Genomic DNA, 13,140 nt, shown 5'->3' on the forward strand with positions numbered 1-13,140 from the left:
CAGCAAACACCAAACAATTTTCTAAATGTCCCACTTCACCGTAAACAAGCCATATCTTGGCTGTACCAGATAAGAATAGGTACTGATTAGATTCTCCGTGAAACTATCTCTACGGATGGATCGCGTATCAAGAATATTCCAAACCGTAAATCTAAACTCCCAAGGACTTGACTTGCCTTGATAACTCAAGAAAGCATTGAAGAAATCATACTCACTCTTGGTCCCCGCACCTTTATTCAAGTAGGCATTGTAAGTGTAATCTGCATTAAGCTTCAACCCCTTCCAGATGTCCCAATCCACTTCCATTTTTGGGGAGTGTGTATTAAAGGTATTCTTTGCATTGGTAGAATTGTAAAAGTTCTGATTCCATGTATAGCCTAAATCAACCTCTACTGTTTTCATAAATGTGCTCGTGTATTTGATGAAGTATGAGTGCACAAACTGACTGTTTTGAATCAGGTTTTGATCGACAAAACTGTTGGTGGAGTAATTATTCCAGTTTCCACCCCCAGAGATTTTGAAGGTTTGAAAACGCTTATCAGCTTGCAGACTTGCAGTTAGCGACTCATTCACTGGATCAATATTTTGTATGCTCATGATTCGGTTGATCCCGGCAAAATCGGTCGTATTTACCAAGTCATTATGTTTTCTCGTCCAACTCAGGTTTCCAAATAAATTAAGCGAGGAGAAGAAATCAAAGTGATTATAATTCAGCGATTGGGTGTAAAACAAGCCATTGTCCAACTGTCTGTTTCCTTGCGAAATAGCATTGTAATCCGAGATCACTAATCCCTGCGCTAGCTTCTGTATATCCATGAAGTTTGCCTGACTGCTAAACCGGTATGTCAATGATCGATTGGATTTTATGCTCCACTTGGCATACATGCCTGGAAGAAGTAAGATCTTATCTTTCCGCAATTCATCCTCCATTTGAATGTCACTCCATGCGTATCTATGCAGAAAAAGAGATGGACTGATGACCACTGTTTTCCATTTGGTTTTGTAAGTCATCCCCAGATACAAATCTTGAAAGTCAAAACGGGAATCGTTTTCAAACTCTTCCAAATCAGCCTGCTCATCTATATCAGCCTGCTTCACAAATCCCACCAACTCCTGTCTGGTATCAGTATATCCCAAATTCCAGTTGATATGATTGGTAGGGTTCAGTATATGATAGTAATTGAATGCCCCTTCCAGCGTACGGGTTTTGATATCCTGATTTTGAAGAAAACGGTAAGTTTCACGGTCCACAATTGGGTACATCCCATTGAAAGGTTTTTGATTTGTAGTTAAATCATAGAGGGGGTTCGAGTAGTTTTTCTCCCAATTTGCCTCTATAGAGAAAACTCTTTTATCCGAAGGAGCATGAAACCACTCCCCTTTTTGCTGAACTGTGTATGGCTGCCGGCTTTGGAAACTATTTATTTGCTGTCGAATCTGCCCAAAATCTGAATCCTGAAAATTCTGATTTGCTATGTCAGCCAACTTTCCAAAAACACTGTATTTCACATAGGTTTCTTCTTTAGGAGTAAACGTTACTGCATATTTCATTAGGCCAGACTTATTCTCAACTGTGTTTGCTGAAGTGAGTGTCTCCTGATTATTTTCATCTGTTCGCAAATAGGTTCGCTGAGAAGAAGACCCCAATTCATTCTTGGAAGCGGAACCGATCACAAAGCCTGAATGCCTCCATTTCTCATTTGGGTTAAAATTCAAATTCACTGCGGCCAATTCTGTCCTCAGATCAAGGGCATTATTTCGCTGTGCCATGGGAATTCCCAGGTCATCCGAGCTCACGCTAAGAGAGGAGCCTGACTTCCCAGCCAAACCAGCTAATCCTCCGCTGAACCTAAAATAATCCTGCAAGGTGAAAGCCAATTCACCTACATTATTGGCGTCTGCGATCAGATTGAGATTCACTTTTGGAGAATAGTAAAAAGCATTCGCATGGCCCAAATAACGATCTTGAGGTCCAGCTCCTGCAGTCAAGTCACCAAAGACCAAGTTCTTTTTCCCATCCTTCAATTGTATGTTGAGCGCCAGCGTTTCGTCATTATCCAACCCACGAACTGGTGCTATTTCATTGAAGTTCTTCAGTACTTGCACTCGATCCACCGCATTTGCAGGAAGGTTTTTGGTAGCCAGCTTGGTGTCTCCATCAAAGAAGTTCTTTCCATCCACCATCACTTTGTCCACTTTTTTACCCTGAACCTTCACCTCCCCATTATCATCAACTTCGAATCCAGGAAGCTTTTCCAACACATCCTTCAGCTTCCGCTCTGTCCCAGTCGTGAAAGCATCAGTCTTATAAGTCAACGTATCACCTTTCATGGTGATGGGTAGTTCAGTCACTACCTCTACTTGATCCAGCATAGTTTCATCCTGACTTAGAATAACCTTTATCTGCTCCTGATCAGACCATTCAGTAATCTTCAGTTCGAATTGCTTATACCCTACGAATGAAACCCGTAGCAAATACTCAGATCCAGGCGCAAGGCCGATCTTAAATTTGCCCTCAGCATTCGTGATACCAAATCCGCCAATCTTTTGAGTAGTCTGATTGATTGCTACGACATTCGCGTAGGCAATCGGCTGATTCAAACTGTCCAAAACTTGCCCGATCAGATTTTTATTTTGAGAAAAAGATGGAAAGGCGATCAGAAGAAAAAATCCAATAGCAAAAAAGCGCTTAGCAAATAACATGGATAGAATTTTATATGCGATTAATTACCGATTTTGATCACCATCTCATTACCGCTTCCTGGTTTGCCGGAATAGCGCTTCATCATTTCCTGCATTTTCTCTTCCGACAGCGCATCATAATCCTTACTGCTGATCATTTCTCCTTTTTTTGGAACCTCTATTTCCACCGCTTCATTTGGATTCAAAACAATGCGCTCGGCGATGTAGGTCATCCCTCTATTTTGCAATTCCAGAATCAACCCTGGCAAACCCCAAAAATCATCTGGGCCATGGCTCACCGGAATCTGCATGGTAAACCAAGCGGTTACGTTTACAGTATCCTTAGTAATCTCCATCTCATCCTGTCCCATGGAAAAAGTCTTACTATCTACAATCCTTGAGAAAGTAGCTTTTTGGCAGGTGTAATCACCGATCTGCTTGCTTTCTCCAGTCAATTCCCAGTCATAGGTGTTCAGACTATCTTTCACCAAAAAACCTCTTCCCATCAAATCTTCCTCTTTGATATAGCTTTGCTCAGCCACATTCTTGTAGAGTAATCTGTCTTGATTCCCTGTATTAATCACTATGCTGGCACCACCGGAAGTAGCTGTAGCTGGACCGGATCCTAGACTTTCGACTTGCTTCCAATTGGATTCTGTTTGGGAAAAAGTAAGGATGTATTCACGTTCCATCTGCTTTTTCAATTGCTTTTGTAAATCTGAAATGACATCAGGAGCCATTTTGGTACTGTCCATTGAAATCTTAAAACTGGAGGAAGTTTTATAATATGCTCTACCAGTAAGACCTTGAGCGGTACCGGTAAAAATCGAGCCCATTAGGGCAAATGCGAGAAATAGAATTCGTATGTTCATAGCTGTAAATTTGTTGCTACAAACCAATACAAACTGCCTCTGCAACTTAGTTAATCACTGTTAACGTGTGTTAACATTCGATTTTATAAATTTCCTAGCATCTACTTTAGCACAGTGAAAAAGCTACATTTCAAGCGAATAAGCATATTGATTGCCCTCACGCTGCTGGTGAGTATAGGTGTGCAGATCTACCGTAATGTCACTCAGTTTAAGCAAAATGAAACTCAACTCAGCGCTGATATCCAGCAAAGTTTGGACAATGCGCTCGAGGTTTACTTTGCTGATTTGGCTAAAACAGATGTGATTACACTGACCGAGAATAAAAGCTCTACAATCAAACTTAGAAAAACAGGAAATGCCGAATTTGATAGCACAGAGAATGATTTTTTTAAGAGAATTGGGGAAAGCAAAGTCCTTTTTAAAGCACTGGAAAAAATGGAAGCTGGTGACACTTCGAGCTTAAGTTGGTTCGGTGAATTTGATACCACCAGAAATCTCAGGTTTCATACAAAGATTGATACGTTGAATACGATTGATCCACATGAAATACAAAATATCAATATTTTCAGAGGGCTGAATGCTGCCGACAGCATCAGGAATCTCAAAATGCTCACCAACCAGATTATTATCTCTATAACTCGGGATTCACTAGATTTTGAGAAGATCAGTAGGCTGGTGAAGGATGAACTGGACCGGCGAGATATCAGTATAAATTATGGCCTGCTCCAATACGAAAAAGACACCATAGCTGGTTCTTTCAATTATCCAGCATTAACAGAAATGCCTTTTTCAACAGTTTCAAAATCCACTTTCTTACCTCGTGGGCAAAAGCTGGAAATGTACTTTGAGAACACTGCTCTTACAGTTCTCAAGCGCGGAATAGTCGATATTCTGATGTCCCTTATCTTTCTTCTGATCATCTCAGGAGCATTTTACTACCTCTACCAAACCATCAAAAACCAGAAAGAAATCGCTGAAATCAAAGAAGACTTGATTGGAAATATCACTCACGAATTTAAAACTCCGATCGCCACCACGCTTTCAGCAATCGAAGGAATCGAGCAGTTCAACCCGGAAAACAACCCGGAAAAGACCAAAAAGTACTTGGGAATTTCCAAAGGCCAAATGCTCAAATTGAACTTGATGGTGGAGAAATTGCTGGAAACTGCGACCTTGGATTCCGATCAATTTATACTTCAAAAAGAGGAGGTCGATCCACTTCCAGTTCTCAGGTCCTTGGTTCAGAAGTTTCAAACTTTGGCACCGGAGAAAGAAATAGAGCTCGTTATGCCTTCTCATGTATCCCCCCTTCAGGTCGACCCTTTTCACTTCGAAAATGTACTTTCTAACCTATTGGATAATGCGCTCAAATACGGCGGTGATAAAGTAAGAATTACAGTTGATCAGGGAGCCAGCACTAGAATCAGAATTTGGGATAATGGTGGAAATATAGGTTCAGATCAAAAAGAACGGGTTTTCGAACAGTTTTACAGAATCCCAAAAGGAAATCTTCATGATGTAAAAGGCTTTGGAATTGGACTCTATTATGTGAAGAAAATCATTGAAAAACATGCAGGTAAAATCGAGCTGGAATCATCCGAAAGAAGCACCTCATTTATTACGATTTGGCCATGAGTAAAGTCAGAATTCTACTAGCCGAAGATGAGATGGCGCTGGGAATGATCATACAAGAAAGTCTGGAAAGCAGGGATTTTAAGGTAACCCTTTGTGCTGATGGACAGCAAGCTTGGGACAGTTATCAAAACTCAAAACCAGACGTGTTGGTACTCGATGTGATGATGCCCAAGAAGGACGGATTCACACTTGCCGAGCAGATTCGTAAGACCGATCCATACACGCCAATTATCTTTTTGACTTCAAAATCCCAAACCGAAGACGTCTTGAAAGGATTTGGATTGGGTGCAAATGATTATGTGCGGAAACCCTTCAGTATGGAAGAACTTATCGTACGGATCAAAGCTCAGCTTGATCGCCAGCAATTGCGAAAAAATCAGTCGGATTGGTTAGGTCTTGGGAAATATGAATTCCATCCAACAAAACAACTTTTAAAGCTAAATGAGGAAGAATGCCACCTCACTGCCAGAGAATCTCAACTCCTAAAAATCCTTCTGGAAAACGCAAATCAGATTACCGATAGAAGTTTAATCCTCACGCAGATTTGGGGTTCAGATGACTTTTTCAATGCGCGCAGTATGGATGTATTTATCACTAAGCTCCGTAAAAAACTTCAGGATGACGATCAAATCCAGATTCTGAATGTGCGAGGGTTTGGGTATAAATTGGTTTGCTAGCATCCATAACCGTGGGCAGTGCCGTACAGGCCAATTGAGCTAAAGTACTTCGGTGGGAGACACAAACCGAGGCGTGGAATTTGGGTATAATTTGAGCGTTAAGTATGGCATTATGGAAAGGTCTCCCAATCTGTTTATCTATCATTTTCAAATTAGTCACTTAGGGGATTTTCATCGCCAAATTCTTAAACTATTGGAAATCTAGATAGGTATTTATTTATTGTAACAAATATTACAGTAATTTGTGTTACAATGGTAAAGCAATGAATTTTTATAATCGAGAAAAAGAGTTAGCTGAATTAAGGCGAATCCGGGAAAAATCTACCCAAACTGCACAAATGACAGTTATTGTGGGCAGAAGAAGGATTGGGAAGACAAGTTTATTGAAAAAAGACAGTGAAGGTAATCCATCTGTATACCTTTTTGTAGCTAGAAAAAACGAGGTTCTCCTCTGCCAAGAATTTGTAGAAACTATCAAAAACAGTCTTCAAGTTAATTTTTTTGGGGAGATTACTAAGTTCAAGGACCTTTTCGGATGGATAATGGAGCTTTCAGAAAGTCGAAATTTCACCCTAATTATTGATGAATTCCAAGAATTCAAAGCAGTCAATTCATCCATCTTCAGTGACATTCAGAATATTTGGGATTCTAAAAAATCAAGCAGTAAGATTAATCTGATCTTCTGTGGCTCAAGTTATTCGATGATGAAAGATATTTTCGAAAATGCAAAGGGACCCTTATTCTCACGCGCAACGGCACACCTATACCTCAAACCATTTGATATCAAGGTACTTAAGGAGATCTTGAATGACTATTTTCCAGGATACACATCAGAAGATTTACTCGCATTCTATGCCTTTACTGGCGGGGTTGCAAAATATGTTGAAGGTCTGGTGGAAAGTAAAGCTTTCACGAGAGACTCCATTCTCAATGAGATTTTCAAAGAAAACTCACTATTTATCGAGGAAGGAAAAAACGTTTTAATAGAAGAGTTTGGAAAGGATTACATTACCTATTTCTCTATCCTTTCTCTAATCGCTTCATCCAAAACCTCACGACCAGAAATCGAGTCTATTTTAGAAATGAGTGTCGGTGGCTTTTTGGACAAACTAGAAAATGATTTCAGTTTAATCAAAAAGATCAAACCCATATTCTCTAAACCAGGTAGTAGGCAAAACAAATATGAAATAACGGACAATTTCCTCCGTTTCTGGTTCCGCTTCATCTACAAAAATCAAAGTGCCATAGAAATTGAAAACTATCAGTTTGTAAAAGACCTGGTGAAGCAAGGCTATTCTACTTTTGTTGGCAAAACACTTGAGCGTTATTTCAAGCAAAAACTTCAGCTTAGTGGAGAGTTCTCACAAATAGGTACGTATTGGGGAAAAGGAAATCAGAATGAAATTGACATCATCGCTATCAATGAACTAAATAAACGAGCAGTTTTTGTTGAAGTAAAAATGAATAAGTTAAAAATCAACCTGGAATATCTTCAAAATAAGGCTTCTGGTTTAGATGAACAACTGAATGGATTTTCAAAGGAATTCCTTGCCCTATCACTCGATGATATGTAAGGTCATATTCCAACTAGTTTTAGCAATTCTCCGGAATTAACAGTCTTTAAGCATTTCGCATGCTAGACGAAGACTTAACAATTCAATTCCTTCGTTATACACCCGAAGAGAATCTTAACCCTAATAAGATTTTGTGTGGAGGAAAGTCAGAGGCTAAGGCTGCCTGGGATTTAAGGAATAGGCCCCAAGTAGTCGCCTCTGCACCACGCGAGCAGACTCGTTTTTAGTTACTTTTTAAAAAGAATTTTCAATATTTTTTAGAAATATCGGATTTCCAAAATATCTGATTAGCTCAACAGTAAACATTCACACTACTCTTTCATTTATTCACCTTTTGATCAGCTTGAACTGAATTTTATGGTTAGTTTAGTCAAGCCTAACAGACCTGCTTTCTCTGCTTGAAATGACTCCATTGAACAACCCTAGTGAATAAAGTAAACTACATATTCCTCCTTCTTGCCTTGCTTGCGGAGATTATCGGAACTGTAGGAGGCTTCGGTTCTTCCGTATTTTTTGTCCCGATCGGAAATTTCTATTTTGACTTTCAAGCCGTTTTGGGGCTAACAGCCATTTTTCACTTGTTCAGTAACCTCAGTAAGATTTTCTTATTTAAACATGGGCTAGACAAAAAACTACTGATCAACATTGGGGTTCCATCTGTCATATTTGTCATCATAGGAGGATTATTGACAAAGGCCGTTGACGGAGGTATTCTGGAAATCTTGCTTGCTTTTTTCCTAATCGGTCTGAGTATCTTATTTCTTTACAAAAAAGATCTGATCATACTTCCCAATAGAAGAAACTCAATCGCAGGAGGTGCGCTATCGGGATTTTCAGCTGGCCTTTTAGGTACTGGAGGAGCTATTAGAGGGCTGACTATGGCAGCTTATAATTTGGAAAAAAGTGTCTTTATTGCCACTTCAGCATTCATTGATTTTTTCATAGACTTCACCCGAACTTTCGTGTACTACAGGAATGGCTATATCCAAAAAGAGCTTTTAATTTACCTTCCTTTTTTACTTGTGATAGGATTCGTAGGAACCTACCTAGGTAAAAGGATTCTGAATTACATCTCTCAGGATAAATTCAAAAGAATTTCACTTGTTCTTATCCTCCTAATTGGTCTTTTGACACTTATAAATGTTTTGATTCAATGAGAAACTAAGCTCACATGGTAGTAAAAGAGAGACTTAACTACCATTAAAAAATTAAAACATAACTTAGATTTTCACGGAAAAAATCTAGAGTTTGAAATCATAAATCATTTCACAAAATATAATATGCGGACTCAAGTCATTTCTCTACTTTTTCTCCTTAGCAGTTCACTGGCTTTTGCTCAGAACAAACTAGACACTAAAACTCTTGATTTTAAGCTGAAAGCGCTTCAGGAAGCCACCCAAACAGTTGGCTTTTCGGTTGCAGTAGTCCAAGGAGATCAAGTGATTTATTCCAAAGGTTTTGGGTATAGAGATCTGGAAAGCAAGATCGAAGCGGATGAAAACACGCTTTATGCAATTGGTTCCTCTTCCAAAGCGTTTACTGTTGCACTTTTAGGCATAATGGAGGAAGAAAAAGGTCTAAAATTCACTGATAGCCCGAAGAAATACCTGCCTGAACTGGAATTCTACAACGAGGAGTTGAATAATCAAGTAACTATTTTGGATATGATCAGTCATAGAACTGGACTTCCTCGTCACGATATTTCATGGTACTTATTTCCAACAGCAGATAAAGACAGTCTGTTGGCTCGCGTGAAATATCAGGAGCCTTTCACAGGAGTAAGAAAACAATGGTATTACAACAACTTCATGTATTTGGCACAAGGCCTAATCACGGAAAAGCTGACTGGCAAAAGCTGGGAAGACAATATTAGAGAGCGATTCTTTAAGCCTCTGAACATGAAAACATCAAATGTCAGCATCAGTGAAATGGTATCTCAACCCAATATCTCCAAAGGTTACAGCTTGGAGGATTTCACTACTAACAAAGCCATGCCTTACTATGATATTGCTGCCATCAGCCCGGCAGGAAGTATCAATAGCAGTGTAAAAGAGATGTCCAATTGGTTGAGAGTTTGGCTAAACAAAGGGAAACTCGGGGAAACTCAGGTCCTTCCTGAAGCCTATGTAGCTAAAGCTATTAATCCACTTATGCTCGTGGGTGGTGGAATTGCCGATAAGCAATTTCCTGATCAGCACCTCAACAGCTACGGTTATGCATGGTTTAACTCCTCTTACAAAGGCCACTACAGACTGGAGCATGGTGGAAATATCGATGGCTTTTCTGCCAATGTTTCCTTTTTCCCAACTGACAGCTTAGGCATCGTAGTTTTAACAAATCAAAATGGTTCTGCTTTGCCTGGCTTAGTACGTGATGCACTTTCAGATGAAATTTTAGGTTTGGAAAAAACTGATTGGGTGAGCTACTACAAAGAGAAAATCGGGAAAATCAAAGAACAACAGGAAAAGGCAAAAGCAGAGAAAAAGTCCAACACCGTTCCAAATACTACTCCTTCTCACAACCTAGTCGAATACACAGGTAAATACAATCATCCTGGGTATGGCACTTTCACAATAGAATACAAAAACGACTCACTTTGGGCGCAGTTCGTTCGAGAAAGAGTCTACCTAGACCATATGCATTACGATATTTTTGATGCTTTGACGGTCAAAGATGGTAAAGTAGACACTACTTCTGGCGGAGGTCTCAATTTTAATTTCCGAAGTAACGACCTAGGAGAAATAGAAGCTGCAAGTTTGAAATTAGAGCCTACTTTAGATCCGTTAACTTTCAAGCGGACTCCCGCAGAAACAAAAGTTTCTGCCGAAACTCTGGAATCTTATGCGGGAACATATGCTTTGGGAGGAACTGAGTTAAAAGTATTTATGAAGGATGAGAAGTTGACTTTATTTGTTCCCGGGCAGCCGGAATACACCCTCACTCCTACTGAAGAAAATGAATTTATCGTCAAAGGATTAGATGGTTATAAAGTACGTTTTGAAGAAAAGGAAGGCAAATCGCAGATGCTGCTAATTCAACCTAACGGCACTTTCCCAGCCACCAAAAAATAAGCTATCAATGAAATCAGTCACTGTGGTTGGTTCTGGAATAGTGGGTTTAACCTCTGCTATTTCACTTCAGGAAGCAGGTTTTCGCGTACGGATGGTTGCAAAAGAAAGATTTGATCGCACCTTATCCAATAAAGTCGGAGCAATATGGTTTCCTTTTGAAATCCATCCCAAAGAGAAAACAAACCATTGGCCGACGCTTGCCTACACGCGCTATGAACGTGAAATCCAAGAAGGAAATGGAGTAGCTTTTATTCCCTTTATCACAGCTTATACCCCAGAAAGCAACATAGATTGGACAAGTCAATTGTCAGATGGAAAAGTCCGAAAAGCAAGACCTGAGGAATTACCAAAAGGAATGCAAATGGCATTTATTTCTGAAGTCCCATTGGCCGAGCCGCATCTTTATTTGCCACATCTATTCGAGCGGTTTATTACCAATGGTGGTAACTTCGAAAAGCGAGAATTAGCATCATTGAAAGAAATGGCTGGGTTGGACTCTTGGGTGATCAATTGCACGGGTTTGGGTGCGAAAACACTCTGCAATGATGATGATCTACATCCCATGCGCGGGCAAATTCTTCGCTGCGAGAAAATGGATATTCCATCATTTGCCGATCCCACTAAAAGAGGCGCACTCAGCTATGTGATTAATAGATCTGAGGATTTGATAATCGGCGGAACTGACTATGAGAATGATTGGAATGAGAGAGAAGATCCGGCAGACACAACATTAATTCTCAATAGATTAGCACAATCCAGTTCTTCGAAAACTCCAGGTCTGCTTGAAGTAATCGTTGGGCTGCGCCCAAGAAGAAGTGCTGTTCGCTTTGAGTTTGATCCAGTCTTCTCAACAGTTTTTCATAACTATGGGCACGGTGGAGCTGGATTTACTGTGGCTTGGGGCTGCGCAATGGAGCTTGCAGATTTGCTTGTAAAAAGGCAAAAGCATTAGTTCCTCAATTATTAACCTTATATTTTTTGTATGTTCTTGTCTTTGCTTCAATCTATTTTGAACTGCCTAAGGCTAGTCATTCATTATCTGAGGCGAAGAAGCTTTGAATTGTATCACATGAAAACATGAACTCGAGAATAATCCTAATCTTATTAATTTTTAATGCCTCATTCAGTTTCGGGCAAACTTCTCTGGAAGAAATTGCTTTGGAAAACGGAGCATTTAGCGTGGGTTTTCGACACTATGTGACAGCTGACAGCACCCGCACTTATAAAAGAGTTTACGATTGGAACAATACCACTATCCCCAGACCGATTCCTGTAAGCATTTGGTATCCTTCAACAGATCATCCGAAGCAATCCGAAGCAAGGACTGTTTTAGATTACATGCAAGTTCTAAAGGAGGAAGAGGAATGGGAGTATCTGCCAAATGAGCAAATATTGAACTGGTTTTATTATCCAAATACGGTTGAAAATCAACAGCACCTCCAAGAGGTAACAAGAGCTTTTACTGGAATTAAACCTGCCAATGGCAATTTCCCAGTTCTAGTCTATGCGCCAAGCTATCAAGCATCTTCTATTGAAAACTTCGCTCTTTGCGAATATTTAGCAAGCCATGGCTATATCGTGATATCAAGTCCAAGTCGAGGAACGGAAAATAGGTTTTTGGAAGGTGGAACGGAAAAAGACTTGGAAACTCAGGCAAGAGATATTGAATTTTTACTGGCAGAAATAACAAAATTCCCAAATGCAAACCCCAACCAAATTGCAACGATGGGCTTTAGCTTTGGAGGCTTGTCTAATGTACTTGCACAGATGCGAAATGAGCAAATCAAAGCAATTGTAAGCCTAGATGGCAGTATCAAGTACCAACTTAAAACCTTGAAGAAATCACCATTTTTCAATCTTGAAAACGTAGATGTTCCTTTCATTCATTTTGCGCAAAAGAACATTCCTGAGGAAGTTTTACTAGCTGACAAAATAGACCCAAGCTTAGATCACAGTTTTGAGTTTTATGACAGCTTGAGCAATAGTCAGGCATATAGCCTAAAATTCCATAACCTATCGCATTCCTATTTTAGTACTTTAGGAGTATTATTCCAACCTCGGGATGAGAGGCAAGATAAAAGTGATCTTGAAATCATGGAATCTTATAAATTGGCTTCTGTTTACACCTTGAAATTTCTGGATGCATTCTTAAAAGATGATCAGGAAGCATTGAAATTCATAACTAACCAGCCTTCTGATAATGGCTTAAAAGAAAAGTTGGTAAGCTACCGATCCAAGCAAGCGGATATTCAAGTATTCTCATTCCAGGATTTCAATGAACTAGCTTCAACCCAGAAATATCAAAATCTGATTTCCCTACACGAATCAACTTTGAAGGAACATCCGGACTTGAAATTGCCTGAAGGAAACTTGAACAACCTGGGATTACAGCTTCTGTACAACTCAGAGACAGCCCAGAATGGAATAAATATTTTCCTATTAGCTACCCATTTATATCCAGAATCGGCAAACCTTTTTGACAGTTTGGGTGAAGCTTATCTTTTTATTGGGGAGAATGAAAAGGCAATGGAAAATTTTGAAAAATCGCTTCACTTATACCCTGAAAATCAAAATGCCATTGAGCGATTAAAACAACTTCAGAAATAAAACTACTTCTATAACTAAACCA

Annotated in this window: 9 protein-coding genes; 7 read left to right on the plus strand and 2 right to left on the minus strand. The window is 39.6% G+C overall.

What is annotated here, in order from left to right:
* Positions 1–21 precede the first annotated feature (21 nt).
* Together ACPUEN_RS07245 and ACPUEN_RS07250 are read right to left on the minus strand one after the other, a co-directional pair.
* Entirely contained in the window at positions 22–2,703 is a 2,682-nt protein-coding gene (locus ACPUEN_RS07245) for a carboxypeptidase-like regulatory domain-containing protein (protein ID WP_425639428.1), read from the minus strand.
* Positions 2,704–2,723: 20 nt separating this feature from the next.
* Positions 2,724–3,554, minus strand: a complete 831-nt coding sequence (locus ACPUEN_RS07250; RefSeq protein ID WP_425639429.1) for a GLPGLI family protein — start codon at positions 3,552–3,554, stop codon at positions 2,724–2,726.
* A 114-nt stretch (positions 3,555–3,668) separates the two neighbouring features.
* Here ACPUEN_RS07250 and ACPUEN_RS07255 point away from each other — a divergent pair, with 114 nt between their 5' ends.
* From ACPUEN_RS07255 to ACPUEN_RS07285, 7 genes are all read left to right on the plus strand, one after another.
* A complete protein-coding gene (locus ACPUEN_RS07255) occupies positions 3,669–5,189 on the plus strand; it encodes a sensor histidine kinase (RefSeq protein WP_425639430.1) in 1,521 nt (506 codons plus the stop codon).
* Positions 5,186–5,866, plus strand: a complete 681-nt coding sequence (locus ACPUEN_RS07260) for a response regulator transcription factor (RefSeq protein ID WP_425639431.1) — start codon at positions 5,186–5,188, stop codon at positions 5,864–5,866. Before ACPUEN_RS07255 ends, ACPUEN_RS07260 begins: the two co-directional genes overlap by 4 nt.
* A 263-nt stretch (positions 5,867–6,129) precedes the next feature.
* Positions 6,130–7,440, plus strand: coding sequence for an ATP-binding protein (locus ACPUEN_RS07265; protein WP_425639432.1), 1,311 nt, complete (start codon positions 6,130–6,132; stop codon positions 7,438–7,440).
* Between the two features lie 425 nt (positions 7,441–7,865).
* Positions 7,866–8,597, plus strand: a complete 732-nt coding sequence (locus ACPUEN_RS07270) for a sulfite exporter TauE/SafE family protein (protein ID WP_425639433.1) — start codon at positions 7,866–7,868, stop codon at positions 8,595–8,597.
* Positions 8,598–8,720: 123 nt separating this feature from the next.
* Positions 8,721–10,511, plus strand: coding sequence for a serine hydrolase (locus ACPUEN_RS07275; RefSeq protein WP_425639434.1), 1,791 nt, complete (start codon positions 8,721–8,723; stop codon positions 10,509–10,511).
* A gap of 7 nt (positions 10,512–10,518) precedes the next feature.
* The gene (locus ACPUEN_RS07280) at positions 10,519–11,463 is read left to right on the plus strand and encodes an FAD-dependent oxidoreductase (RefSeq protein WP_425639435.1); all 945 of its coding nucleotides are present in this window, start codon (positions 10,519–10,521) and stop codon (positions 11,461–11,463) included.
* A gap of 125 nt (positions 11,464–11,588) precedes the next feature.
* Positions 11,589–13,118, plus strand: a complete 1,530-nt coding sequence (locus ACPUEN_RS07285; RefSeq protein ID WP_425639436.1) for a CocE/NonD family hydrolase — start codon at positions 11,589–11,591, stop codon at positions 13,116–13,118.
* The last annotated feature ends 22 nt before the right edge of the window (positions 13,119–13,140 follow it).

Origin of the sequence: Algoriphagus yeomjeoni (genome assembly GCF_049821175.1) — a bacterium.
In the GTDB taxonomy this organism is placed as follows: Bacteria; Bacteroidota; Bacteroidia; order Cytophagales; family Cyclobacteriaceae; genus Algoriphagus; species Algoriphagus yeomjeoni_A.